Here is a 25,533-nt window from a genome sequence, read left to right on the forward strand (position 1 = left end):
TCGAGCAATAAATCGAAAGTCTGTTCAGGGTGTTTTTCTATTAAATGCTTAATTAATTCTCCCCATTCATATTCAAAATGAATGTCCCTAAAATGAGATGTTTGCGCATCAACCACCTTTTGAATAGTTTTTTTCAAGTGCCCTAATGACCAATTCAAATCAGTTTCAGCGGCAGTTTTCAAAAAATCTGAAAAGAAAACGTCGCGGATTTGATGTGAATAGGTTTCAAAAATTTTAAACGTCAAAGGATTATCCCAAACATCAATATTCCGTAGGGTATTTTGAACAAGCCAAGCTTTACTTTCTATCTCGGGTAAGTCTGCTACAAATCGGAGTAATTCATGGCGGCTTTCAGGTAAGTGTCGAACCAATAGACCGTTCAAAATTTCTAACCACCGTTCCTTTGATTCTGGACTCGCTTCAATACCAAAGGGCGCTGCTTCAATCAAACGTTGTGGCTGTTTTTCTTCGATCAAAAACAATAGCCATTCTCGACTTTTAACCGAAGCAAGAAAGGCCTTGAAAAAATCAAAATTCAAAAAAATGAATTCTCGAGCGATTTGCATTTCTTCCGCGAAAGGTTTTTTCACATAACCAAGAAGCGAAAGAGCAAGCGACTTTAGGTGAAAATAAAACTCTGATCCGCTTAAAATCTCCCGCAACACTCGCAAATATTCTACACGATTATCGCCCTCTCTGAGAAATTCAAGCATCATTTTCAGGCAAGCTCGAATGTGCAAATTTTGGCGGTTTTCAAGTAAGTATTGCTCTACTGCGATACCACTTCTGACAAACTGCTTTGCAAATGAGAAATCGTAAAATGTTTGGTGAAAAAAGGTTAGTCCTTCTTTCGTTTCCAGTATTATACCTTCGCTTTTGAGATATTCCAGTTCTTTTGAAAAACGAGCGCGGAACGCTTTAGGATGGGCTACCAAATCTTGGTTGTCATACATTTTCCGGGCGAGTTCAAAAATCAGTTGTTCGATTTTTTCAGGAACAGCCGCTCTTTCCTCTGGAATTTTGATCTCGACAATTTTTTGCAACCAAAGTTCTTCATACAAATCGCGTAATACAGTGATTTTTTCAAAAGCCAAATCCGAGCGAAAAACCCGGCAAAAAACCTCGAGATGCAATGGCGTTTTCAACAAATCTATCAAGTCATTAGGCAGTTTCGGCGGATCACTTGAAAGTTTTTTAAGAACACCCAGAACTTCATCATTGCTCAACAATCCAAGTGTAAAAGCCTTTTGCCGTCGATAAAAAGCAAACTCGTGATCGTTTTGCAGATCATATTTTCTACACGATACTACTACGCGGACGTTAGGAATTTCCGCGAGGGTTTGCACTAAGTTTGTAAAGTTTTCTAAATAAATACGTTTTGACGAAAGCGACTGAGACAATGCGTCAATCTGGTCAATTAACACTACAACGCGTTCATTTTCTTGTACCAATGCCCACACCATTTTTTCAATACCGTCTTTCAGATTTAGGATTTCTTCTAATTTTCCGGTACTTTCCACACAGTATTGGTCTGCTTTAATACCCAGAACTGGCATTTTTCGATCCTGAAGCGCCAAAAGTACATCACGAAGAACAACCGATTTTCCCGTGCCTGCATCACCCGCTAAGAGCGCGATGCCTTTTTGTTCTTTGGCCAATGGTGCATCAATCCACTCAATGAGTTGATCAGTTTCGGTGCGCTGAATGTGGGAATCGGAAACGTTTTGGAAATTACTTTTACAATCGTATAGCCGATGAGAGGCTGCTGAAAATTTTTCCAACAGATTTTGGGGGTCTAATTTTAAGAAAGACTGCTCAGTGATTTGTTTGACTTGAAATTCATTTAAATTGTCGATCAGATTTACCAAGCCATATTGAATTCTATTTCTTTCTAAGCTGAAATCTTCATAGGTTATAATACCGCGCCCAAAATCATACTCTAGGGTTGAAAAACGTTTTTCTAACAGTAAAATATCATTACCACCTATTGTGGAGTAAATGAGCTTAATACCTTCTTTTAAAGGCAGTTCTTTTAGCGTTTGCAGTGAATCTTTCAAAATTCGAAACTTTACCCTAGGTATACTGCCCTCCGTCAAGTTTTGTGCATAAGGGTTGACAAAAACCTCTTAAAAAGCGGATAAGTTTCACTGATTCTATGCACAAAACTTGGCGGTAAGCAGTATAATTCATTTTCAATGGCTAGGTTATTATCTATTCTTAGTTAAAGGGCTTTATTTCACTTTCGAGATCGACCGTTGCGTGCGATAAAACCCATCCAATAAATTCTCTAGTAATTCTGGCAATTGAATATTCTGAGCATCAACCCAATTCTTAACCTCTTTATTCAAATTAATTTTTACCTCCACATAAGCTTCTTGTGCAAGCACTGGATCATAATCGATACGTTTCCACTCACCTGCGAAATCATCATCGTCCATTACAATGTCATCATCGTTGTAATAAACAGCCTCATCTGGAACAACTATCCCATGCTTAGCCAGCTTCATAACATCTAAGGCTTCAACTTTGATGTGGTCAAAGCTGATGGTGTAAGCTTTGATTGACTCACCCGAATCGATTTTGTGTAGAGCTTCAGAAACTGAAATTTCATTCGTTGTTGTCATCTGATTTGGAGAATTTGTTAGCAAGATACTCATTCCTTTCCTCTTTGCTGGAACGTCGTGCTGAAATGATTCGAATAATCAGGTCCCTCATCGTGTAAACTACGGTCACAAAAACCTGGAAAGCTTTTCCAATGGTGACATAACGTGTTTCATCATTTCTTTTTACGACAAAATGCAGCCTATCTTCATCATTGAAAACGTCACTAGCATCGTCAAAAGATATTTTATGCTTTCGCTGATTCGACTCATTTTTATTATCGTCCCATTCGAATTTAGGCATACCAGGTTGTTTTACTTGTTAATCTGCATTTTCAGGAATTTGTTCCTTCAAAAATACGTATTTTCGAGAATTCTATCAAAGCTTCTAATAAACATCTGAATAATAAAACACACTGGCTTATTTCCCCAGCATATACCGCCACGCTGGCCGCACCAAAACCTTCTTATTCCCCACTTACACACCCTTCGTTTGATCCCTAGTCAAAATATCCCGTTCCGGTAAATCAAGAAATGCCAAAGCAGCAACCGTCCCTTTATAGGAGGATAAAAAACGTCAAATTCATCCCTCTGCAAAGGGATGAATTTAATTTTTTCACCCAAATTAATCAATCTACTCCTGCCTGCAACTTTCTCAAACTTTCCTATGAAAAATAGGTACAAAATACTTTAAATTTATCGCTCTTTGACCATCACATCAACGCAAACAGAACAAACTATGGCATTCAAAACCAACATTAGTAAAAAGCTTCCGCTATTCGCAATGCTCATGCTGCTCATCTACTCCTGTATGAAACTGCCTGAGGTGATTTCCATTCAGGAAAGTTCAGCGAAGGCCATGCAGAAAGCGAAAGATTTGCAGGGAAAAACCGCGATCAAACTGGCCGACGGCATCCAAATGAGCCTCTGGGCTACCGACTCCCTTGCCCCAGACCCGGTGGCCATGGACATTGACAACCTGGGCCGCGTGTACCTCAACCGCACCAACCGCCAAAAAAACTCGGAATTCGACATTCGCGGTCACCGCGACTGGATGACCGAATCCATTGGCCTGCAAAGTGTAGAAGAGCGCCGGGCTTTTTTGCACAAAATTTTTGCGCCTGAGCGCAGCAAAGAAAACGCATGGCTGAAAGACGTCAACAACGATGGCATTCACGATTGGCACGATTTGGCCGTTGAGCGCGACGAAATCTGGCGCCTCGAAGACCAGGATGGTGATGGCATGGCCGATAAATCGACCCGCATCCTAAACGACTTTTACAACGAAGTTACCGATGTAGCGGGTGGCCTCCTGGTGACCGCCAAAAACATCTTCGTGGCCATAGCTCCCGACCTTTGGAAAATCAAATACGATAAAGGTGTAGTAGGTAAAAAGACTTCCCTCGCAACCGGATACGCGGTGCACATTGGCTTTAGTGGCCACGGCATGTCGGGCGTTACCGAAGGCCCGGATGGCCGGATTTACTGGAACATTGGTGATATTGGGGCCAACATCACCACCGTTGATGGAAAAAAACTGCCCAATCCCAACTCTGGCCTTATTTCCCGCGCCAATCCCGATGGCAGCGATTTTGAAATTTTCGCAACCGGTTTGCGCAACACCCACGAATTTGCTTTTGATGAATACGGCAACCTCATCTCTTCCGACAACGATGGCGACCATCCCGGAGAAAGCGAGCGCCTAGTACACGTTGTAGAAGGCTCCGATGCGGGCTGGCGCTCCAACTGGCAATACGGCAAGTATACCGACCCAAAAAACAACAAGTACAACGTGTGGATGGACGAAAAACTGTACAAGCCCCGCTGGGAAGGTCAAGCGGCCTACATCGTTCCTCCGATCATGAACTACCACAACGGCCCAACCGGGATGGTGTACAACCCTGGAACGGCGCTGGGATCGGCCTGGAAAAACAAATTCTTCCTGGTAGAGTTTGTCGGTACACCAAGTCGCTCACCGATCTGGGCTTTCGACCTCAAACCCAAAGGCGCATCGTTTGAATTGAAAAGCGAAACCAATCTGGTGACCGGAATTTTGCCAACTGGCATCGAATTTGGCCCCGACGGCGCTTTGTACGTAGCCGACTGGGTGAATGGCTGGGACACCAAAAACTATGGCCGGGTTTGGAAAGTAGACGTAACGGCTGATAAGAACGACCTTGCCGCCGAGCGCAAGGAAACCAAACGCCTGATGGCACTGGATTACGAAGTGCAAACCAACGAGAAATTGGGCGAATTGCTCAAATATGGCGACATGCGCATTCGCCAAAAAGCCCAATTCGAACTGGTAAATCGCGGCAGCAAAGGGTTGCCAATTTTGACCCAGGCCATTGCTCAACGGAAAAACCAACTGGCAAGGGTTCACGGCATTTGGGGCGTAGGCCAATTGACCCGCGTAAATCCAAAATATGCCACTTCCCTCCTACCCTTGCTGAAAGATGCCGATTCAGAGATCATCGTGCAAGCAGTCAAAATGCTGGGAGATGGAAATATTGCCTCAGTGGGGCCAGAGTTGATGCCATTTTTGCAACACGAAAATCCTCGTTTGCGCTTTTATGCAGCGGAAGCACTGGGACAAATCGCGTTTGCCCCTGCGGTACAACCCTTGATTGAACTGTTGAAAGCCAACAACGATGAAGACCTCTACATCCGCCATGCGGCCGTGTTGGCTTTGTCCAGAATTGGGCAGGCTGAGCCGCTCATTGCGCTGGCCAACAACCCCAGCAAAGCGTTGCGCACTGCGGCGGTATTGGTGTTGAGAAAATTGAAAAACGAAAAGATCGCATTATTCCTGAACGATGCCGATGAATACGTGGTGACCGAAGCCGCCCGTGCCATCAACGATGATTTGTCGATCCCTGCGGCATTGCCTGCTTTGGCTGCCACTTTAAAGGAGAAAAGATTTACGTCCGAGCCATTACTGCGCCGCGCCATCAACGCCGCGTTGCGGGTGGGTGGAGCAACAGAGCTGGATCTGTTGATTGCTTTTGCTACTCGTACCGATATCCAGGACAACATCAAGGCGGAGGCATTGGCCACCATTGGTTCATGGGCAAGCCCTTCACTAACCGACCGGGTAGATGGCCGTTTTCGGGGCAAACTGGATCGCGATGCTGCGCTGGCACGCACCAAAATCAAGCCTTTTGTCGCGGATTTTTTGAAAGAAAGCAATCCTGAAACCTTGATAGCCGTGGCTGGCCTGTTGGCCAATTTGGACCTGAATGATTCCAATAACACACTGGCAAAAATTTACAACGAGAATACCAATGCCAAAGTGAGAGCTGCGGTATTGATGGCACTGAACCGCTTGCAATACACCCAAATGGAGTCGGTGATCAAGAGCGGCATGGAAGACAAAGAAGAAAGCCTGCGCACAGTGGCGCTTGGTTTGCTCAACAACTCAAACGTGACCAAAGCAACCTTGCCAGGGATTGTTCAATCGGTGTTTAGCAAAGGCGGAATTCGCGAGCAGCAGCAATTGCTGGTGGTACTGGGAAAACTGAGTGCAGACAAAACCCAAACCATCCTCGAAGATTTGGTACAGCAACTACAAGACAAAAAATTGCCTCCGAGCTTGCGGCTGGAGCTCAAAGAAGCAATCGATGCTTCTGGCGTGGCCAGCCTGAAAGCCAAAATGGATGCCCTCAAACCGGGTTCTTCGCCATTGGATGCATTTACCGATGCTTTGTATGGTGGCAACATGGCCGAAGGCCGCAACATTTTCAACTACAACTCTGCGGCGCAATGTACGCGTTGTCATGCCATTCGGGGAGAAGGTGGCAATGCTGGACCAAACTTGACGGAGATTGGCCGCACCTTGTCGCGCGAGCAGCTTTTGCAAGCTTTGATCGAGCCGAGTGCGCGTTTGGCACCTGGATATGGTACCGTAACGCTCAAGCTCAAAGATGGCCAGGAAGTTTTTGGCGTCCTTGAGGAAGAGACCGAAACGGTGCTGAAATTGAAGACATCGGATGCCGAGCCTTTGGTGATTCAGGTTTCCAGAATTGCGAGCCAGGAAAATACGCCTTCGAGTATGCCGTTGATGGGAGAGGTCTTGTCGAAGCGGGAGATTCGGGACTTGGTGGAGTTTTTGGCCATGCAGCGGAGGTAGAATTGTAGTCAAAGCATCTTGACCTAAAAGGCTACTTTTAGAACAAAAGGATGAGTTTTGGCTGCGCCAAAATATTAATTCACCACGACGTCACAACGATCACGACGTTTTACGCACTTCGTGCGATTTAACACGACGCTTGCGTCGCGTAGTGCGGAGCAAAACGTCGTGATCGTCGTGACGTCGTGGTGAAAAAAATGCAGCGAAGCTGCGTAGCAAGAAGCTTATTTGGCCAGGCCATCCATGGTTTTGCGAATCTTGGCGGTATATGCACCTAGGTAAGCTGGAATCTGTTTGTCATCTGTATCGATTCTCCAACTGCGGGTGGTTTTGCCCTGTTTGATTTCCACATAAAAACCACCTTGATCCGCACAATCCGGGCAACCGACTTGTTCTTTTTCTTTCAGCAATTCTGCGGGAAAATCTTTGAGCAATGTTTTTGCAGCGTTTACAGCATCCGTTGAAAGAGATTTGGTATCGTAAGCAATGGTGGTGTCAGGATACCCCCGATCGATCAGATCTGAATAAAGGCCATTTCCTTCGAGTTTGTACACGTGGGTACAATTGCTGAGGCAACGACCATAAAAAGTTCCGAAGGCAAAGTGATCGACATTGCCAATGTTCAAAGTAGAAAGTTGATCTTCTTCTTTTGACGTGCAGGCGATCGCAGTCACTAACATAAAAATGGAACTAAACCAGATTAACTTCTTCATGTCGGATTTTTTTGAGATAGACGTATCCAAATGGGGAAAGGGTTTGGTTAAACTTAAAATTTCAATCTCAGGGCACCGATCGATAATCCAGCAGCAGTGCCGATCAGCAAGACGTCTTTACCCGCTTGTAATTTCTCCTGCTGATACAACTCAAAGATTCCCAATGGAATGGATGCCGCAACACAATTGCCATAATCGCTCAGAGTATTGATTACACGCTCCTCAGATAAGCCATAACGTTGCATAAAATACTCATTGCCAAATTTACTGGCTTGATGCGGTACAATGTAGTCGTATTGCGTTAGTGCCTGCCCGGTTTTTTGGGCCAAAACAGCAAGAAAATCATCCAAATAGCGCAAGGTCATAGAAATGAGTTGACGGCCATTCATTTGAAAATAAAGAGAATCTTCAGGCGTATCGGGTACTAAATCCCGCTGTTTGATGCCCCCCACTGGTATCATCGCCAATTGAGCGCCCTCCGATTGATTGATAAAATAGGCAGGCTCAGGTTCATATCCTCCGGTCTCGGTAGCTTCCAGAATCACAGCAACCGCGGCATCTCCAAACAAGGTATAGGTTTTGGCATCAGCTGGATTCAAGGCTCGGGAGGGCAATTCGGCAGTTACAATGGCTACTCTGCGAAAGCCCCGATGCTGAATGTACAGGTGTGCAATATCGAGTGCATGCATAAAGCTCAAACAGGTACCATCAACATCAAAACAGGGGAATGCGGCTGCACCCTCTTTTTCCAAAGCTTGCTTGATCAGACAGGCGTTGTGGGGAATGGGGTGATCAAAAGAAGCACCAGCATAAAGCAGCATGTCGAGGTCTGCACAGTTCAGTTGTGCTTCGTCCAAGGCCAATTGTAGGGCTGAAGTCGCCAGGGAAGTCACATTTTCAGATAGATTTGCCCAGTGTCGGCGCAAAACACCTGTATTTTTTTCTGCCCACCTTAGAGCCAACCCATTCTGTGCTTCCAATTGAGCGGACAAAATGGGCTGACCGGGTAGTACACGCGCGCAAGACTTTAAATGTATTCTCATAAACAGCGGATATGCGAAGTATGACGCAAAAAATTACTTAAAGTTCGCAATAAATGCCGTCATCGGTAAGATTGCGGCAGGGGTAGCGCCAGGTAATGTTATCGCCTTCAATCAAATCATCGGCATTTTCAGGGCCCCAGGTGCCGGATGGATAGCCATATATTTTCATCTCTGGATTGGCTTCCCAGGCTTTCAGGATGGGGTCTACAAATTCCCAGGCCGCCGCCACTGCGTCTCCACGGGCGTAAAGCGTGGCGTCACCCTGGATACAATCCAACAACAGTCGCTCATAAGCTTCCGGAATGTAGGCATCGGTGAGGTCACTGTAGTGAAAGTCCATATTGACGTCGGTAGCTTGCAAGCCTTCGCCGGGAATTTTCATGGCAAATTTGAGCAGAATCCCTTCGTTGGGCTGGATGCGAATCACCAAGATGTTTCCAACGTTGGGCAATCCATTTCCTTTGCTGAACAAATGGTGGGGCGTAGGCTTGAAATGGATGACGATTTCGGTAACCCGGGTAGGCAAGCGTTTGCCAGTACGGAGGTAAAAGGGTACACCTGACCAACGCCAGTTGTCGATGAAAAACTTCATGGCAAAGTAAGTCTCGGTACGCGAATCTCTGGCTACGCCTTCTTCTTCTCGATACCCGGGAAAGTTTTCCCCTTTGACTTTGGATTGGGTGTATTGCCCGCGAATGACATTATTTTGGATGTCTTCATCCGACAATTGGCGCAGCGATTGAAACAATTTCATGCGCTCGTTGCGGATGCTCGTTTCAGTTGCCTGTACAGGTGGCTCCATCGCAACCAGTGCGACCAATTGCAAGAGGTGATTTTGTACCATGTCCCGCATGGCACCTGAGCCATCGTAGTAGCCGCCGCGCTTTTCAACACCCACTGTTTCTGCCGCAGTTACTTCAATGTGCTGGATATAATTGCGGTTCCAGATTGGTTCAAAAATGCTGTTGCCAAAGCGGGTAATCAGCAGGTTTTGCACGGTTTCCTTGCCCAAATAATGATCGATGCGGTACAGTTGGGCTTCGCTAAAATACTCGAGCAACTTTTTATTCAGATCCAGAGCTGTCTCTAGATTGTATCCAAATGGTTTTTCGATAATCAAGCGTTTCCAGCCATCCAGCTCCCGGTGAAGGCCAACTTCGGCCAGGCTACGGGGAATGATTTCGTAAAGGCTGGGTGGAGTAGAAAGGTAAAATATATAATTGTCGCCCGTTTCGCGCTCTTCGCTGATTTCTTTTAGTCGGGCTCTAAATGCCGGGTAATCTGCCGGATTGTTGGTTTGCATGGCGTAGTAATAAATCCGCTCTGCAAATTTGGCGCGATCGCCATTGCCATTTACGTCCTTGAGGTGTTGGTTTTGGAAAACAACTTTTTCGCGATAGGCTTCATCGCTAAAAGCAGAACGGCTTACGCCTACGACCGCAAAATTGTCGGGTAAAAAACCGCGACAGTGCAGGTTGAAAACGGCCGGGATCAATTTCCGTTCGGTCAAATCACCGGAGGCGCCAAAGATGACCAAAATGTGATTATCCGTCTTTTTCATGTTAATTCACTTGGGTGCTTGGGTTGTGTTTGGATAAAAATAGACTCAAAGATAAATGAGAAGGTGGAATATTCTGAGCCAACATTATGAGATGCAGGTTTGTTTCTTTGGTATCATTTAACTCAACTCATTTACCTAGAAAAAGTAAAGCAATTGGAAAAAGTTTACCTCAATTTAGGTAAAGTAGTATCTTGGCAGCGTAAGAATTGGGTTAATTAAGGCCCACTTTGCACTTCGAAAATAGACCTAACAATCTTCATTTTTATTCATTCATCATTCCTATTTTATGTCACAGCAATTTGACTTTGGTATGGTTGGCCTCGGGGTTATGGGGCGTAACTTTATCCTCAATGTAGCAGACCATGGCTTTTCAGCGATTGGTTTGGATACCGACCTCGCCAAAGCCAATGCTTTGGACGAAGAAGGCCAGGGAAAACCCGTACAAGGGACTACCTCCAAAGAAGAATTTATTGCTGCGCTAAAAAAGCCACGAAAAGTGATGTTGCTGGTACCCGCCGGAAATCCAGTCGATGCAGTAATCGATAGCTTCTTACCCTTGCTGGACAAAGGAGACCTGATCATTGATGGGGGCAATTCTTTTTTTGCCGATACCAACCGTCGCGAAACCTATCTAAGTACCAAGGGCATCCATTTTATGGGCATTGGCGTATCGGGAGGATCTAATGGAGCTCGCTTTGGCCCTAGCATTATGCCGGGAGGAGATGCAGGTGCGTATGAACTGGTTCGGCCTATTCTGGAAGCTGTGTCTGCCAAAGTCAATGGCGACCCTTGTGTAGCCTATTTGGGCGCTGGTTCTTCGGGAAACTATGTCAAAATGGTACACAACGGCATTGAATATGGCCTGATGCAACTTATTTCAGAGGCTTACGACATTTTGAAAAGAGGCTTGGGCTTGAGCAATGCAGAATTGTATTCTCTTTTTGCAAAATGGAATACAGGACGACTGCACTCTTTTTTGGTTGAAATCACGGCGCATATTTTTACCGTAAATGATGCTTTGAGTGATCAGATGTTGGTAGACATGATCCTGGATCAGGCCAAACAAAAAGGTACGGGGAAATGGACTTCGCAAAATGCCATGGACCTGGGTGTTCCGGTTCCAACCATCGATATAGCGGTTTCCTTGCGGGAGCTTTCGGCCTTGAAAGCTGAACGAATGCAAGCTGAAGGGCTCTATGGCACGGCACAAAAAATTGAAACAGATCAATCCGAATTATTAGAGGCCGTTGAACAAGCACTGTATTTCAGTTTCATCGTGACCTATGCTCAAGGGATGGCACAGTTGACGGATGCTTCGAAGGAATACAATTATGGGGTAAATATGGAAACCGTTGCCCGGATTTGGCGTGGAGGGTGCATCATTCGCGCTTCAATGCTGGAAGATTTCCGCAATGCTTACCACAAAAATCCTGTACTCCCGAACTTGTTGTTGGATGAAACCATTGCTGCTCAACTCAAGGTGGATGAAGCAGGTATTCGCAAAGTAGTGGGCGCTGCGATTAAGAGTGGTATTCCAGCACCTGGCTTATCGGCTAGCTTAACCTATTTCGATGCCTACCGCAGTGGACGGTTGCCGTTGAATTTGGTGCAAGCACAACGCGATTACTTTGGTTCTCATACCTATGAGCGTACGGATCGGGCTGGTATTTTTCATACAGAATGGGACTAATTTTTTCAGTATAACTTATTGTAGCGTATGATATTGCATGCAACAGCCCAGGATATTCCTGCGCTAGTAGCGCTGATCAACAGTGCTTATCGTGGAGAAGGATCCAAACAAGGTTGGACCACTGAAGCAGACTTAATTAAAGGTTTACGCACTGATTTAGAGGATTTGAAGGAAATATTCAGTGATCCGGAAACAACTTTTCTAAAGTTTTGTGACGATTCCTCTGGAACAATCATTGGTTGTGTTCGTTTGCAAAAAAAAGACAATCGGTTGTACCTCGGAATGCTAACGGTTTCGCCTATAGTACAGGCCAAAGGCATTGGCAAACAAATGTTGATAAAAGCAGAAGAAGTAGCTAAAGAACAAAACTGTCTGGCTATTTTTATGACTGTTTTATCGATACGAGCGGAGCTTGTTGCCTGGTACGAGCGCCATGGCTATCAAAAAACCGGGGAGGTTTTGCCATTTAGTCCCAATCCAAAATTTGAGATCACGACCCAGCAATTGGAGTTTCTGGTGTTGGAAAAGCCGATTGTGTGAGTTGAAGAAGAGTAGGCCATTTGTTGCTTACTCTCCTTCTATGCCTGATTGAGGAATATTGCCTTCTGCAATTTCCGCAGCTACGTCCCCTACTTTTTCCAAAGGTAAGCTCAGCAATTCGGAGGTTTGTTCGGGTGAAAAGCCCTTTAAAAGCAGTTGAGTGATGGCAAATTTGAGCCCTTTCTCTTCGCCTAAGGTTTCACCTTTCTCAATGCCTTGGGCTTCTCCTATCTCGATTCCCTTGGCTTGACCAATTTCGATGCCTTTCTCGATGCCTTTGGCTTCCCCTATTTTTATCAATTCGGTCTTGATTGCTTCCTGAATCCCCATGGGTTGATTTAGTTGTATGAGTGAATCAATTTCTTCTCTTATTTCCCAAAACGCACACATACTGGCGTAAACACCTTCTCTTCCTTCTTGAATTTCAGCTTTCCATCAGGGCCAATACTCAATATAAGGATATTGTCAGAGTTTTGATTCGCAGCATACAGAAAGCGGCCATCAGGAGAGATCGCAAAGTTACGCGGCACTTCACCTTGGGTAGAAGCGTGGCCAATCAAGCTCAGTTTTCCATTTGCAGCAATGCTGAAGCCGACAATGCTGTTGTGGCCACGGTTGGCAGCATATAAAAATTGGCCATTGGAGGTGATGTGAAGATCGGAGCAGGTATTGCTTTCTTTGTAGCCAGCAGGCAAGGTGCTAATACTGGCTACTGTATCCAGCATGCCCGTGGTTTTGTCCCAATTCATTTCCGTTACTTTACAGCTCAGTTCGTTCACTACATATGCCTTATTGAGGGTTGGATGAAAAGTAAAATGACGTGGCCCTCCAGCAGCTTGAACTTTGGTTGCACCAACCCGGGTGAGTGGATTTTTAGCATCTTTGTAATTGATAGAGTAGATGTAAATGTTGTCTGTGCCCAAATCAGGAACATACAAAAAACGATCATCTGGAGAGAGGTTTACACTGTGCGGATGCGGCGCATCTTGTCTGGAATGGGGCCCTTTGCCTTGGAAGGCTTCTTTGTAAATGGCTTCACCCAAGCCACCATTTTCCGCAATGGGATATACAGCAATCGCTCCTGCGTAATTGGCCACAAAGACATACCGCCCTTTGCCGTCCGTACTCACATGGCAAGGCGCAAAGGCAAAAGTCGATTGCTGATTGATTTTTTCGAGGTGATCTCCTGCCTGGCGATAAGCGACTACTCGCCCTGCTTTGTCTACAGCTGCTCCAATTTCTTCTACGGCGTACAAGTATTTGCCATCAGCACTGGGGGTTAAAAAAGAAGGATTGACAATTTCTTTTTGCACGCCAATTTTGTCCAGATAGCCCGAGGCACTATCAAGTTGGTACAGGTATATTCCTTCCCCTTTGCCGTTCACATGGCCTTCTTTGCGGGTGTAGGTGCCGACAAAGGCGGAGTAGGTTTTGGCCGCTTTTTTCACGACTTGAGTGGTTGTTTGGGTACCCGATTCACAGCCAAACAGGGCTAAAAAAGCAATAAATAGTGCTGATGGTTTCAAGTGTTGCATGCTTTTTTGTGGGCAAGATAGGGAAAAGTTGGAGAATTTGAATCAGCGCTAATGCGTTGGGTTTTTCTCCGCTTTAATACAAGACATTCTGTTCTTGATGGTCTTTTTGAAGGTCACATCTGAATTAAACTAGTCTGACGCAAAAAATTACTTCCCGATTTTTTGAGGGGGTTTTGAATAGAAAGCTCACTTGAAATGAACCGTTCGACTTCCTATTCAAAACCCAAAATCGGGAAGTTAATTTTTCTGCGTTACTTAACGTTTGAGTAGTTTAAAAGCCATTTCTCTTCCTTGGCCTTGAAACAGGGCAAGATTGATCCAAAAAAAGCAAATTGCTCCATGAGTTGAAATTTGTCGTTGCCCCCAATGTCGTAACATGCTGCAAATCCAGCATCTTTGGCCAATTGAATGGCAATTTGGTGGCGAGTGCTCCGCCTACGTTTCCAGTGCCAATGATAGCAATAGTCATAGTTGTTGGATTTGGCTTATTCTTCGCGTACTAGAAAAAGCAGCGACTTCAAAAACATTGGTTTAATTTTGCCAGCTGGTTAAAAACCATCTTCAACTTTTCTTATCGACTCAACATCCTAAACGTCATAAAATGGGTAAGCGTTTAGCACCTGCTGCTAATGGATTGCAGGTTTAAAACCCACAGATGAACTGTGGTAAAAATGAGTCGGTGGAGTTGAGTAGTTAAACTTTATCAAAAATGTTAAAATCCGAACTCCGCATATTAATCGCCCTGGGATTGCCAATTGCATTGGCCGAGTTGAGTGGCATGATCCTGGCTACACTGGGAACCTATATGATTGGGCAAGTGAGCGTCACCGATGTTGCTGCTGCGGGGGCGGCCAATCCCATCTTTTGGTTGGTGGCATTGATAGGTATTGGGGGTTTGTCGATGACCTCGCCTCTGGTTGCGGCGGCAGACGAGCGGGGAGACGCAGCTGAAGTCAAGCGACTCTTGTTTGCCAGCAGCATAACTTCTTTGTTTTTTGCGCTGGCAGAAGGGTTGGTATTGGCGACACTCAATCTGAATTTCCAGGTATTGGGGCACAAAGCAGATGTTGCAGCCTTGGCGAGTCCCTATTTGTGGATACTGATTGCGCAATTGCCGATGATGTCCTTGTATTTCAATTTCATTTATTTTACGGATGGGCTTTCGATGACCAAGATCGGGTTGGTCTTTTCCTTGGTTGGGGTTGTGTTAGGCGCCCTGTTCAATTGGTTGGTTGTGTTTGGCCACTGGGGTTTTCCTAGGATGGGGTTGTATGGGCTGGGGATTTCTTCGATCCTGACCATAAATTTGCAATTGGTAAGTATGCTTGTTTACCTGCGCAACAGTCAGCGTTTCAGGCATTTTATGGAGACCCATATCTCCTGGACAGAAGTTTGGGAAAAAACAAAAGCCTTTATTGGCATTGCGTTGCCCGTGAGCGGACAAGCCTTGATCGAGTACATGGCGTATGCGCTGGGAGCCGTGTGGGTTGGTCATTTAGGAAAGTACCCTTTGGCTGGACATCAGATTGCCATGACTTTGGTTGGTACTACATTTGTGGTACTCATGGCCATAGGCACGGCAGGTTCCATTCGCATTGGGCAGGCTTTTGGTCAAAAAAACCCGAATCAAATCCGTTTATCTGGCTACGCAGCCATGCTCTTGGCCGTCGGGCTGGTTTTGATACCAGCAACAACCTTTATGTTCGGATCTCAGGCTTTAGCTCGTTTTTTCATTGACGATCCCAAAGTTTGGGACATTGCATCGTCGTTGATCGTGATAGCAGGTTTTTTTCAGGTATCGGATGCCATGCAATCTGTGGGAATTTCCCTGTTGCGAGGAATGGAAGACACCCGAATGCCTTCTTTGATTTCATTTGTAGCTTACTGGATGCTAGGCATGCCTATCGCTTACTGGCTTACCTTTTCCCTACACTGGGGCGTACAAGGTATTTGGGTGGGTTTTTTGATAGCATTAAGCACTCAGGCCCTTTGGTTTACCTGGCGTTTTGATCAGTTGAGCAAAAAACAAGTCTAATTTTTTTCGGGCCACACCTCCTTTTTACTCAATCCGCAGTATAGGGGTAAAGTCATTCACTTTGACCCAATGCCATATTGGTAAAAACCCAAAATCATATGTTTAAGGCTCAACACGCAAACAAAAAAAACACCTGGATTATTCCTGAGCTTGTGTTTTCTAGGTTTTTTTAACGCTCTTTCCGCACAAGTAGTGATTACGGAAGTCTATTCAACCGGAGAAGTTGAATTAAAAAACCTGGGCACCTCCAATGTCAACATCAGTACCTACTGGCTGTGCAACTTCCCTGCTTACGATTTGATTTCTGACCTCACTTTCACTTGCGGTAGCGCCGTAATTGAACCGGGCAAAGTAGCGGTTGTCAAAGGGCAATCGGTTACGGTTCCTCTTGCTGATATCACCAGCAAGTATCAGCCTGGTACAGAATGCAAAATTTGGTTCGATTTTGGTTGACTCTACTGGCAAAACTCTTTAATTCTTTTCTCGTGATTCTTTGTTGAAAAACAAATACACGAATTCCGCCTTTAGCAACAATGCGGTTTGGCCAATTTACAACGATACGTTGAGAAGGTTTCCTTCTGGAATAAGTAATACCTTATTTAAATTAGCTACCGTTTTTGGCGGCCAAAAACGGGCTTTTAAGCGAGGTGAGCATCGAGCAATTGGTGCTCGCCTCTTTTTTCGATGCCTAACTTACAACTCCTTCCGCCGCTCCCAGTAATTCAAATCTTCCGTCTCTTGCAGGATATGCAGGTAATTTTCATAACGCAAAGGGCTGATTTCCTCCCTTTCCAAGGCTGCTTTCACGGCACATTTGGGCTCGTTGCGGTGCAGGCAATCGCCGCCAAAGCGACATTGGGTAGACAGGGCAAAGATTTCCCGAAAATTATGTGCGATTTGATTGGGTTCCAAGTGAATGAAACTCAGGGTCTTGATCCCAGGTGTATCGATGATTTGGCCGCCGATGTCTAATGGATGCATTTCGGCAAAGGTGGTGGTATGCTGGCCCTTCCCGGAGTAATCAGAGATGTCTCCTACGCGGAGTTGCAGATTGGATTGAATTTGATTGAGCAAGCTCGATTTGCCCACGCCCGATTGGCCACTGAGCATGGTAACTTTATCTTTCAGGGAAAGTTTGAGTTCCTCTACCCCATTGCCCGTTTTTGCTGAAGCCAAAATCACGGTATACCCGAGTCCTTGGTAAAGATCTTCGAGGTAGGCAAACACTTCGAAATCTGCATCTCCATACAAATCAGCCTTGTTGAAAACGATGATGGTTGGGATCTCGTAAGGCTCAACCATCAACAAAAAGCGATCGATGAATCCTTGTTTGAGCCTTGGATGCGCAATAGTGGTGACGAGCAACGCCTGATCGATGTTGCTGGCCAAGAGGTGAAGGTCGTGCTTGCGGCGTGGCGATTGCCGCACCACATAATTTCTGCGGGGCAGTACCCCTTTGATCAATCCATTGCCTGACTCCGGTTCCATTTCCAATGAAACCTCGTCCCCAACGGCAATGGGATTGGTGAGCGGAAGATCATTCAACCGCAGTTTACCTACTGTTCGGCATTCCAGTACTTGTCCGTCTTCCAAGCGCACATTGTACCAACTCCCCGTAGACTTTATGACTGTTCCTTGCATGTTTTTTGCGCTAAAGACTCATTTACACTCCCGCTGAACGTACTGCTGCGGCGATTTCGGTCAACAAGGACGGATCTTTTTCCAGTACATTGCCTACCACCAACAGATCTGCGCCAGCGCGAAGATTGGTATATGCTTTTTCTGGAGTGCGGATACCCCCGCCGGTGATTAATGGCACCTCAATTTCTGCCCGTACGGCCTGAATCATTTCTGGACTAACCGACCTTTGTGCACCACTTCCGGCGTCCAGGTACAACATCTTTAAACCCAGCATAGTTCCAGCCATGGCGGTGCAGACTGCTATTTCAATTTTTTCGGGTGGAATGGGTTGTGTACCACTCATATACGCTGCCGTTGTGCTAACCCCGCCATCGATCAACATGTATCCAGTGGGGATAATCTCCAGTCCAGAGGCTTTCAAATAGGGCGCAGCGATCACGTGTTGGCCAATTAGCAAATCGGCATTTCGGCCCGAAATCAGGGACAACAAGAGAATGGCGTCGGCTTGAGCCGATATTTGCAAGGGGCTTCCCGGAAAAATCACCAAAGGTTGGGGAACTGAGCGGCGCAAGATTTGCAGGCAATGCTCCATCTTTTCGTCCATCAGCAAGCTGCCACCAATAAAAAAAAAGTCGATGCCCTGTTCTGCTAATGCAATGAGTGCATCAAGCGACTGAGTGCGCAGTCGATCGGGGTCGATTAAAACCGCCAGTTGTTTCCGTCCCACTCTTTGAGACTTCACAATTGATGCGTATACCGCTTGGTTCACGTTTTTGTATTCGTATGTATTTTCAGTGTCTATTTCTCGATGATCTATTGGCATTGTTGGTTGATGCCCAAAACATATTTTTTCAGCACCCCAATTTCCGTAGCTGTTTCAGCACCTGAAAAACCAGTAATCATACTGTCTTTCATTTTGTTCTGTGCCAAAGTAGTCAATTTTTTGGAAATGGGCATATAGGACCAGTGCCACTTCTCTTCGTTGTAGCCTTCGGGGCGCAGTTCGTTTTTGGCCGAATAGGGCTGACAAAAGCCAAAATCAGCTGCATGTTTGCCCAACCAGGCGTAGATTTTTTTCCCTTCGCCTTGTTGAAACCATTGATCTGAAAGATTATTCAAATCAATATCGGTTCCCCAATGGTGGCGAGATGCACCAGGCATGGCGCTGTATTCCAGGATTTTCAAGGCGCGGTCTTTGGCCACCGGGTAGGCTTTGGCGGCATTTTGACCATTGGACAAGATGCGGCTACCGTTCCACTTGGCTTCCCAAATTCCTTTTTGCGCATCAAAATTGCGGGCTGCGGAGATGATTTTCAAGGAAACACCTTCATTTTGCGCAGCATTGTGCATTTTTTTGAATGCCTCGTAAGCATCCTTGCGCAAAAACATCCCAGCACGATCAGCAAAAGGTATTTCTATTTTTGAAAAATCAGGATGTTTGGCTGGATCAAAATGCCCCATCAGGTAATCGAAGTCAAATTCTTCTTGATTTGATGCTGTCTTGGAGGCAGTAGATACTATTGCAGATGCGGTTGCCGCAGTATTTTTTGTACCCGCAGGAGTATCATTGCAACCCGCGCTCCAAAGGCCGAAAAACAATATGGGGATCAATAACTTCATCATCAGTATTCAAATTCTTTTTGTTCGTAAGGATAACCAAACAAGAACTTTTCCTTGATCAATCCCGCCACTTTGGTCGGAACCATCATTTCAAAGCCAGCGTTGCCGCTGCGCACCAACGAAAGGACTTCTTTGGAAAAAATGTGCAAAATATTGTGGTCGTAGCCCTCAATGTCGGCAATCTGGTGGTTGTCAATTAAATGGCGGTAAAGAAACTTAGCCCCTTCGGGAACTGGAGTGTTTTGCGCGGTCATCAGCTCTTCGCTGCCTTCCTGCATGGCAGGATACACGTAGATCTTGACGTTTTTGGTAAACAATTCCCCAAAAGCGGCCAATAAGCTCCCATCCTGGTTTTCGTAGTACTTGCGGTTGACCAATTCCAGCAAAAACTGTACCCCCAATACCAAACCAATTTTGTTGATGCGGTAGCCAGCAAGGTAGTTGATCAATTGTGCGTGTTCTTCACAATTGGAGATGATCACGGTTTGGCCAAGTGCATTTAGCATTTCGGCTCGATCCAGGAAGTCTCTTTCGTCCAGTTCACCTTCCAGTTTGAGGTTGGACAAGGTAATTTCGGTAAGCAGGTAGGTTTTTTTGGGATCAACATCCGGTTCGTTGCGAAATTGCTGGTAGCCGCTTTTCAGCATGTCCATATTGACCATCGTAGGCGGCCGAAAACTGCCCCGCACCACCAACACATCTTTTTTGTACAAAAACTCCGAAGCCTGCAGATTGCGGCCATCCGGGCCAAACATGGCCACATCTGAAAGGCCGTGCTTGATAAGGTAAAGGCTGAGCAGGCGATTGTCGACTTCATCAAAATCGGGGCCAGTGAGGCGCACCATGTCCACTTTGACCCTACCCCGCAGGCTATCGATTAGGGACTCCAGCAAAACTTCTGGATCTTGATTGTAGCGGTAGCAGGCGTACAACAGGTTGACACCCAGGATACCAATGGCTTGCTGTTGGAGCTTATTGTCGTTGTCCAACATCCGAACGTGCAAAACCAGATCATTGGGTTCCCCTTCGGGCGACATTTGAAAACGGATACCCAACCAGCCGTCACCCTTGATGGTTTTAGAATAATTGATGGCGGAGATGGTATCTGCAAATACGAAGAAGCTACACTCGGGGCGTTCTTGCCGCAAGCGGGTATTCATCAGTTCGTACTCGTGGTCGAGCATTTTGTACAAACGGGATTCGCATACGTAGCGGCCACTGGGCTCAGGGCCATAGATGTGGTCGGAGTACACCTTGTCGTAGGCCGACATGGTTTTGGCGATGGTGCCTGCTGCAGCGCCCACCTGAAAGAAATAGCGGGCTACCTCCTGGCCAGCGCCAATTTCGGCAAAAGTGCCGTAAATCAATGGATCAAGATTGATCTCAAGTGCCTTTTGTTCGGTTTCGAGTAGTTTGCGCATGGGGATGGATCTTGGGTGCAAGGTACAAAAGAAGAACGGGCTTGGGGAAGGCTGGAAGGATTTTTTAATGGGATTTTTGAGGAAAGCAACAATCAAAATTTACAATTTTGGCAGGTCACTTCTCTGTAAATGCCTTGCTCCTGCACTGCCCGTGGGGATCTGCTTCAATCCCATCAACAAAAAGAACGTCGATAAGGCCACCCCCATTGAATTTTCAAAAGTGGCTTCAACCATCAATGAAGCAAAAATAATCAGGAAACTACCTAAAAACAGAACATCCCGGTAATTCTGACGGTAAAACAAGGGCAAAAACAGGGCAATGCAAAAAAGGGTCAGTCCAAACAGCCCCGAACCCGCTGCTACATACACAAACTGATTGTGCGGAATCATCACCCGCGCCGCTTGGGGGTAATGGGTAAGGTATTGAAAATTCACCACCTGATCCAAATTCCCTGCTCCAACGCCGAGAATGGGTGATTCTTTGAAAATTTTCCAGCCTACCCGCAAAGTGGTCAGTCGTTCGGAATCGGAGAGCATTGCGCCTTGGCCATTTTGGCGCATGCGCAGATCATAAATCGCATAATCCACTTTCATTTTAAAGCTGGGCAGCAAAATGTACCCCAAGATGGGCAAAGCGCCAATGGCCAAGACTACCCCCAGCCCCAAGGCATAGCGTTTTTGTACCCAGGCGTAGCGCAAACCCAGTACCAATAGTGCTAAATACAAAGCGGCAAGCCCGCTGCGTACCGACAAAATGTGGAGGAATGCAAACAGAAACAGCCCCATGCCCGCAATCAAGTAGCGCTCCCAGGCTTTTTTCCAGTAATACCCCTGCCACCACAAGTAGCCCGCCGAGATGATGCCGATAGCCACCAACAAACTGAAGCGAATGTGGTTGTCGCTGGGCATCGGCATGGCCTGGCCTTGCTTGAGCATCAATTGAATTGCCTCAAAATGGAGCAGGTAATTGATCAAAATTCCCAAACTGGTCACCGTAAGCAAACCGATCATGGCATACAACAGTCCCCAATGGTAGCGAACACTGAGCTTGGGCATGAAAAAAAACGCCAACGGCAATACCAAAAACGGCAGCTTGATGCGCAAACGCTCCAACCAAAAGCCCAAATCGAGCAGTGACCAGGCACCCAACACCACGATGAAAAAATGCAACCCAAAAATCCAGTAATCAGGTCTGCGGCAAAAATCCCGCCATTGTGCCTTAAAGGTACTCCGCGTAGCAATGCCCTCCCACAAGCCCGCAATGGCAAAGCCAAATAGACTCATCGACTGAAAAAAGGGCGAAAAAAGTATCCCGACCAGTACAGACAAGCAACAAAGCCAGGTGAAATAAATGCGGAGCTTGGAAGATTGAAACATGTCAATGTGGGTTGAGGCATTGAAAAGGTGGTTTTTTTGCCCCCGCCCGGTCACTGAGCGTAGCCGAAGTGCCGGGCGGGAGGCAAAAAATCCACCTTTTTACCTAAAAATGGAACGCAGTGCAATATCGCTATTGTTATTGATTCTACATGAAGCGAAAATGCTTACTTTTGCCAGCGATTTTTAAAATTTCACTATGTCTGCCAACGCATTTCAACAATTACAGGACTTGTTGCAGGAAATTGAGGCGGCCAATCCGGCCAATGCCGAGGCCATTGAGCAGTTTCGCTTGCGGTTCCTGGGATCCAATAACGTCATCAAACCTTTGATGGGCGAAATTCGGAATGTACCGAATGAGCAAAAAAAAGAGTTTGGTCAACTGATCAATAAAGCCAAAGAACAAGCCGAAGCCAAGTTTGAAGCCCTCAAAGCCATTGCAGATGCCGCTGCTGAAAAATCTCAGTCTGCAGGTTTGGACATCACTGCTCCGGGCGAACCGATCGACCTTGGTTCTCGACATCCAGTGTCAGTTACCCTCAATCGCATCGTACACATCTTTGAGCGACTGGGTTTTGTGGTGGCAGAAGAACGTGAAATCGAAGACGAATGGCACAACTTTACAGCCATGAACCTACCCGCCGACCACCCGGCACGCGATATGCAGGATACCTATTATTTGCGCGACAATCCTGAACTGTTGCTGCGCCCCCATACTTCCTCGGTGCAAGCACGGGTAATGACTTCGCAAAAGCCCCCTATCCGCATCATTGCACCGGGCAGGGTATACCGCAACGAGACCATCTCGGCGCGTTCGCATTGCCAGTTTCACCAGGTCGAAGGCTTGTACATCGACAAAGGCGTTTCTTTTGCTGACATGAAGCAAACCCTGTACTATTTCGCTCGCGAAATGTACGGACCCAATACCAAAATCCGCTTGAGGCCTTCGTTTTTCCCATTTACGGAGCCAAGTGCCGAAATGGACGTATCCTGCTTTATTTGCAACAGCAAAGGCTGTCGGGTATGCAAACACAGTGGCTGGGTTGAAATCCTGGGATGCGGCATGGTCGATCCCCAAGTGCTGATCAACTGTGGCATTGATCCCGAAGAATACTCGGGTTTTGCCTTTGGTATGGGCATCGAGCGCCAGGCCATGATGTTGTACACCATTACTGATATCCGCCTTTTATTCGAAAATGATGTGCGGTTTTTGAAGCAGTTTTCTTCTGTGATTTAATGTGTTAATTATAACGCAAAAAATTACATCCCGATTTTTTTAGAGGGTTTCGAATAGGAAGCTCACTTGAAATGAACCGTTCGACTTCCTATTCAAAACCCAAAATCGGGAAGTTAATTTTTCTGCGTTACTAAGCCAAAACGATGAAACCATCCACCGCCGAAGGCACCCGGGACTTCACCCCCGATCAGGTGCTCAAACGCAATTATATTTTTGATACCATCCGTTCGGTTTTCGTCAAATACGGGTACTTGCCCATTGAGACGCCTGCGGTGGAAAACCTCAGCACGCTCTCTGGCAAATACGGCGAAGAAGGCGATCGCCTGTTGTTCAAAATTCTGAACAGCGGGGAATACCTCAAGGGCATTAGTCCTGATGACATCACTTCCAAAGCGTACAAAACCATTACGCCGATTTTGGCCAAGCGGGGTTTGCGTTACGATCTTACAGTGCCTTTTGCCCGCTTTGTGGTGATGCACCAAAATGAACTCACCTTTCCCTTCAAGCGCTACCAGATTCAGCCCGTTTGGCGGGCCGATCGGCCACAAAAGGGGCGTTACCGCGAGTTTTACCAGTGTGACGTAGATGTAGTGGGGTCAACTTCCTTGGTGTATGAAGCCGAATTGGTACAAATTTACGATGAGGTTTTTTCCAAGCTGAATCTGAACGTCGTCATCAAATTCAACAACCGCAAAATCCTGGCGGGTATTGCTGAAGTAGCGGGCATCCCGGATCTGATGGTCGACATGACCGTTGCCATCGACAAGCTGGACAAAATCGGCGTTGATGGGGTGAAAAAAGAAATGAGTGGGCGCGGAATCGGCGAGGCTGCGATAGCAAAAATTATCCAGATTTTGGAAATCCAATCCCTGGACGAGCTACTTGTCGCCATGGAGGCAAGTGAAACCGGTAAATTGGGCATTCAGGAAGTTCAAACCTTATTGCAATACCTCAGCGTAGGCCAACAAAAGCAGGAAATTCGCTTCGATATTACCCTCGCGCGTGGCCTCAACTACTACACTGGCTGTATTTTTGAGGTTCAGGCCAAAGATGTGGCCATGGGCAGCATTGGCGGCGGCGGGCGCTACGACAACCTCACTGGCGTGTTTGGCCTCAAAGACGTTTCCGGCGTGGGAGTTTCTTTCGGCGCCGAGCGCATTTACGATGTATTGGAAGAGTTGAATCTTTTCCCAAAAGACCAAAGCAGCTCGCTTAAGGTACTATTTATGGCTTTTGACGATGCAGCGCACCTTTATGCCTTTGCAGCGCTCAGCAAATTGCGGGCAGCGGGAGTGAACTCCGAAATCTACCCCGACGCAGGCAAACTCAAAAAGCAGATGAAATACGCCAACGATCGCCAGGTACCTTTTGTAGTGTTGGTGGGCGAAGAAGAGATGAATACGAGCCTGTTAAGTTTCAAAAATATGGAAAGCGGAACCCAGGAAAAACTGACCATTGAGGAAATAATTGCAAAAACTCACACTTTGTGAAAACCTGTACTATCTTTCCGGCGTTTCTACTAAGACTTGTTCTAAATAACTAACGACAAACAGATACCCACGATATGGAGACTACTGTTACCAAAAGCCCAGTGTTGTTGTACACTGAGCAAACACCCAACCCTGAGTCACTCAAATTTGTGACCAATCGGATGTTGTACCGCGGTACTGCCGATTTCCGCGAGGTGGATCTGGCCACTGAATGGTCGCCTCTGGCCGTTGTTTTGTTCGATTTTCCTTACGTAAAAGGAGTGTACATCAGCAACAACTTCGTTACGGTAAGCAAGGAAATGAACTATGAGTGGCCTGACATCATGCTCAAACTCAAAGACTTTATCAAGAACTACATCGAAGATGGTGGCGAATTGGTGAAAGAGGGTTTTGCGGAGCATACTTCCAAAATTGAGGCTGAGCGCGCTGGAATAGCTTATACAGGTGATGAGGCCGAGCTGGTACAAAAGATCAAGGAACTGATCGATACTTACGTAAAACCAGCGGTAGAAATGGACGGTGGCAACATCGAGTTCAAGCACTATGAAAACGGAAAAGTATTTGTGATCATGCAAGGCTCTTGCAGTGGTTGTCCTTCTTCCACCATTACGCTCAAGGCTGGAATCGAAGGTATGCTCAAGCGCATGATTCCTCAAGTGGAAGAGGTCGTGCAAGAAATGGGCTAAGAACGCAGAAAAATTAACTTCCCGATTTTGGGTTTTGAATAGGAAGTCGAACGGTTCATTTCAAGTGAGCTTCCTATTCAAAACCCTCTAAAAAAATCGGGAAGTAATTTTTTGCGTCATACTAAGTCTCTTATACACAGTTTATTCCGTCCAAAATCAAAAGGCATTTCATTCTAACCGATGAAATGCCTTTCGATTTTAACAATCTTTTAATAAAT

The 25,533-nt window shown here is 46.2% G+C and carries 21 protein-coding genes; 8 read left to right on the forward strand and 13 right to left on the reverse strand.

Annotated features, from left to right (window positions below; translation table 11 throughout):
* The 3 genes from ABW391_RS13045 to ABW391_RS13055 form a co-directional block, all read right to left on the reverse strand.
* Positions 1 to 2,057, reverse strand: a 2,057-nt coding sequence (locus tag ABW391_RS13045) for an NACHT domain-containing protein (RefSeq protein WP_353482318.1), incomplete at its 3' end; no start/stop codon positions are given.
* 174 nt (positions 2,058 to 2,231) lie between these two features.
* Positions 2,232 to 2,624, reverse strand: a complete 393-nt coding sequence (locus tag ABW391_RS13050; protein WP_353482319.1) for a hypothetical protein — start codon at positions 2,622 to 2,624, stop codon at positions 2,232 to 2,234.
* A complete protein-coding gene (locus ABW391_RS13055; protein ID WP_353482320.1) occupies positions 2,608 to 2,904 on the reverse strand; it encodes a BrnT family toxin in 297 nt (98 codons plus the stop codon). The genes ABW391_RS13050 and ABW391_RS13055 overlap by 17 nt, the downstream gene beginning before the upstream one ends.
* A gap of 435 nt (positions 2,905 to 3,339) precedes the next feature.
* On the opposite strand from ABW391_RS13055, the gene ABW391_RS13060 reads away from it, so the two are divergent.
* On the forward strand, positions 3,340 to 6,729 hold the full coding sequence (locus ABW391_RS13060; protein ID WP_353482321.1) for a DUF7133 domain-containing protein: 3,390 nt from the start codon (positions 3,340 to 3,342) through the stop codon (positions 6,727 to 6,729).
* A 224-nt stretch (positions 6,730 to 6,953) separates the two neighbouring features.
* Here the strand turns inward: ABW391_RS13060 and ABW391_RS13065 are convergent, their stop codons facing one another.
* Genes ABW391_RS13065 through zwf form a run of 3 tightly spaced genes read right to left on the reverse strand, consistent with a single transcriptional unit; the run spans position 6,954 to position 10,046 of the window.
* Positions 6,954 to 7,442 (reverse strand): hypothetical protein, encoded by a 489-nt coding sequence (locus ABW391_RS13065; protein ID WP_353482322.1) that lies wholly within the window; start codon positions 7,440 to 7,442, stop codon positions 6,954 to 6,956.
* 53 nt (positions 7,443 to 7,495) lie between these two features.
* Positions 7,496 to 8,485 carry a 3-oxoacyl-ACP synthase III family protein gene (locus ABW391_RS13070; RefSeq protein ID WP_353482323.1) on the reverse strand — a complete coding sequence of 330 codons (990 nt, stop codon included), beginning with the start codon at positions 8,483 to 8,485 and terminating at the stop codon, positions 7,496 to 7,498.
* A 37-nt stretch (positions 8,486 to 8,522) separates the two neighbouring features.
* Positions 8,523 to 10,046, reverse strand: a complete 1,524-nt coding sequence (gene zwf, locus ABW391_RS13075) for a glucose-6-phosphate dehydrogenase (RefSeq protein ID WP_353482324.1) — start codon at positions 10,044 to 10,046, stop codon at positions 8,523 to 8,525.
* A gap of 286 nt (positions 10,047 to 10,332) precedes the next feature.
* Between zwf and gnd the strand changes: the two genes are divergently transcribed.
* The gene (gnd, locus tag ABW391_RS13080; RefSeq protein ID WP_353482325.1) at positions 10,333 to 11,736 is read left to right on the forward strand and encodes an NADP-dependent phosphogluconate dehydrogenase; all 1,404 of its coding nucleotides are present in this window, start codon (positions 10,333 to 10,335) and stop codon (positions 11,734 to 11,736) included.
* Positions 11,737 to 11,763: 27 nt separating this feature from the next.
* Positions 11,764 to 12,276 carry a GNAT family N-acetyltransferase gene (locus ABW391_RS13085; RefSeq protein WP_353482326.1) on the forward strand — a complete coding sequence of 171 codons (513 nt, stop codon included), beginning with the start codon at positions 11,764 to 11,766 and terminating at the stop codon, positions 12,274 to 12,276.
* Between the two features lie 27 nt (positions 12,277 to 12,303).
* On the opposite strand, the gene ABW391_RS13090 is transcribed toward ABW391_RS13085, so the two are convergent.
* Together ABW391_RS13090 and ABW391_RS13095 are read right to left on the reverse strand one after the other, a co-directional pair.
* Positions 12,304 to 12,606, reverse strand: a complete 303-nt coding sequence (locus ABW391_RS13090) for a hypothetical protein (protein ID WP_353482327.1) — start codon at positions 12,604 to 12,606, stop codon at positions 12,304 to 12,306.
* A gap of 38 nt (positions 12,607 to 12,644) precedes the next feature.
* Positions 12,645 to 13,811 carry a lactonase family protein gene (locus tag ABW391_RS13095; protein ID WP_353482328.1) on the reverse strand — a complete coding sequence of 389 codons (1,167 nt, stop codon included), beginning with the start codon at positions 13,809 to 13,811 and terminating at the stop codon, positions 12,645 to 12,647.
* Positions 13,812 to 14,520: 709 nt separating this feature from the next.
* Between ABW391_RS13095 and ABW391_RS13105 the strand changes: the two genes are divergently transcribed.
* Entirely contained in the window at positions 14,521 to 15,846 is a 1,326-nt protein-coding gene (locus ABW391_RS13105; protein WP_353482329.1) for an MATE family efflux transporter, read from the forward strand.
* A gap of 192 nt (positions 15,847 to 16,038) precedes the next feature.
* The gene (locus tag ABW391_RS13110) at positions 16,039 to 16,299 is read left to right on the forward strand and encodes a lamin tail domain-containing protein (protein ID WP_353482330.1); all 261 of its coding nucleotides are present in this window, start codon (positions 16,039 to 16,041) and stop codon (positions 16,297 to 16,299) included.
* A 240-nt stretch (positions 16,300 to 16,539) separates the two neighbouring features.
* Here the strand turns inward: ABW391_RS13110 and rsgA are convergent, their stop codons facing one another.
* From rsgA to ABW391_RS13135, 5 genes are all read right to left on the reverse strand, one after another.
* Positions 16,540 to 17,487, reverse strand: coding sequence for a ribosome small subunit-dependent GTPase A (gene rsgA, locus ABW391_RS13115; RefSeq protein WP_353482331.1), 948 nt, complete (start codon positions 17,485 to 17,487; stop codon positions 16,540 to 16,542).
* Between the two features lie 22 nt (positions 17,488 to 17,509).
* Positions 17,510 to 18,310, reverse strand: a complete 801-nt coding sequence (locus ABW391_RS13120) for a phosphoglycerol geranylgeranyltransferase (protein ID WP_353482332.1) — start codon at positions 18,308 to 18,310, stop codon at positions 17,510 to 17,512.
* Positions 18,301 to 19,110 (reverse strand): M15 family metallopeptidase, encoded by an 810-nt coding sequence (locus tag ABW391_RS13125; protein WP_353482333.1) that lies wholly within the window; start codon positions 19,108 to 19,110, stop codon positions 18,301 to 18,303. The genes ABW391_RS13120 and ABW391_RS13125 overlap by 10 nt, the downstream gene beginning before the upstream one ends.
* On the reverse strand, positions 19,110 to 20,528 hold the full coding sequence (locus tag ABW391_RS13130; RefSeq protein WP_353482334.1) for a class II aldolase/adducin head domain-containing protein: 1,419 nt from the start codon (positions 20,526 to 20,528) through the stop codon (positions 19,110 to 19,112). Before ABW391_RS13130 ends, ABW391_RS13125 begins: the two co-directional genes overlap by 1 nt.
* A 99-nt stretch (positions 20,529 to 20,627) precedes the next feature.
* Positions 20,628 to 21,905, reverse strand: coding sequence for an O-antigen ligase family protein (locus ABW391_RS13135; RefSeq protein ID WP_353482335.1), 1,278 nt, complete (start codon positions 21,903 to 21,905; stop codon positions 20,628 to 20,630).
* Between the two features lie 196 nt (positions 21,906 to 22,101).
* Here ABW391_RS13135 and pheS point away from each other — a divergent pair, with 196 nt between their 5' ends.
* The 3 genes from pheS to ABW391_RS13150 all read left to right on the forward strand — a co-directional run bounded on the left by pheS (position 22,102) and on the right by ABW391_RS13150 (position 25,315).
* On the forward strand, positions 22,102 to 23,139 hold the full coding sequence (pheS, locus tag ABW391_RS13140; protein WP_353482336.1) for a phenylalanine--tRNA ligase subunit alpha: 1,038 nt from the start codon (positions 22,102 to 22,104) through the stop codon (positions 23,137 to 23,139).
* A 143-nt stretch (positions 23,140 to 23,282) separates the two neighbouring features.
* Positions 23,283 to 24,629, forward strand: coding sequence for a histidine--tRNA ligase (gene hisS, locus ABW391_RS13145; protein WP_353482337.1), 1,347 nt, complete (start codon positions 23,283 to 23,285; stop codon positions 24,627 to 24,629).
* Between the two features lie 74 nt (positions 24,630 to 24,703).
* Positions 24,704 to 25,315 (forward strand): NifU family protein, encoded by a 612-nt coding sequence (locus ABW391_RS13150; RefSeq protein WP_353482338.1) that lies wholly within the window; start codon positions 24,704 to 24,706, stop codon positions 25,313 to 25,315.
* Positions 25,316 to 25,533: the final 218 nt, after the last annotated feature.

Source organism: Haliscomenobacter sp., assembly GCF_040403615.1.
Classification (GTDB): domain Bacteria; phylum Bacteroidota; class Bacteroidia; order Chitinophagales; family Saprospiraceae; genus Haliscomenobacter.

Coding starts and splice junctions, on each gene's coding strand:
- ABW391_RS13050 (WP_353482319.1), bottom strand. CDS start 2,624: ATGACAACAACGAATGAAATTTCAGTTTCTGAAGCTCTACACAAAATC.
- ABW391_RS13055 (WP_353482320.1), bottom strand. CDS start 2,904: ATGCCTAAATTCGAATGGGACGATAATAAAAATGAGTCGAATCAGCGA.
- ABW391_RS13060 (WP_353482321.1), top strand. CDS start 3,340: ATGGCATTCAAAACCAACATTAGTAAAAAGCTTCCGCTATTCGCAATG.
- ABW391_RS13065 (WP_353482322.1), bottom strand. CDS start 7,442: ATGAAGAAGTTAATCTGGTTTAGTTCCATTTTTATGTTAGTGACTGCG.
- ABW391_RS13070 (WP_353482323.1), bottom strand. CDS start 8,485: ATGAGAATACATTTAAAGTCTTGCGCGCGTGTACTACCCGGTCAGCCC.
- zwf (WP_353482324.1), bottom strand. CDS start 10,046: ATGAAAAAGACGGATAATCACATTTTGGTCATCTTTGGCGCCTCCGGT.
- gnd (WP_353482325.1), top strand. CDS start 10,333: ATGTCACAGCAATTTGACTTTGGTATGGTTGGCCTCGGGGTTATGGGG.
- ABW391_RS13085 (WP_353482326.1), top strand. CDS start 11,764: ATGATATTGCATGCAACAGCCCAGGATATTCCTGCGCTAGTAGCGCTG.
- ABW391_RS13090 (WP_353482327.1), bottom strand. CDS start 12,606: ATGGGGATTCAGGAAGCAATCAAGACCGAATTGATAAAAATAGGGGAA.
- ABW391_RS13095 (WP_353482328.1), bottom strand. CDS start 13,811: ATGCAACACTTGAAACCATCAGCACTATTTATTGCTTTTTTAGCCCTG.
- ABW391_RS13105 (WP_353482329.1), top strand. CDS start 14,521: ATGTTAAAATCCGAACTCCGCATATTAATCGCCCTGGGATTGCCAATT.
- rsgA (WP_353482331.1), bottom strand. CDS start 17,487: ATGCAAGGAACAGTCATAAAGTCTACGGGGAGTTGGTACAATGTGCGC.
- ABW391_RS13120 (WP_353482332.1), bottom strand. CDS start 18,310: ATGCCAATAGATCATCGAGAAATAGACACTGAAAATACATACGAATAC.
- ABW391_RS13125 (WP_353482333.1), bottom strand. CDS start 19,110: ATGATGAAGTTATTGATCCCCATATTGTTTTTCGGCCTTTGGAGCGCG.
- ABW391_RS13130 (WP_353482334.1), bottom strand. CDS start 20,528: ATGCGCAAACTACTCGAAACCGAACAAAAGGCACTTGAGATCAATCTT.
- ABW391_RS13135 (WP_353482335.1), bottom strand. CDS start 21,905: ATGTTTCAATCTTCCAAGCTCCGCATTTATTTCACCTGGCTTTGTTGC.
- pheS (WP_353482336.1), top strand. CDS start 22,102: ATGTCTGCCAACGCATTTCAACAATTACAGGACTTGTTGCAGGAAATT.
- hisS (WP_353482337.1), top strand. CDS start 23,283: ATGAAACCATCCACCGCCGAAGGCACCCGGGACTTCACCCCCGATCAG.
- ABW391_RS13150 (WP_353482338.1), top strand. CDS start 24,704: ATGGAGACTACTGTTACCAAAAGCCCAGTGTTGTTGTACACTGAGCAA.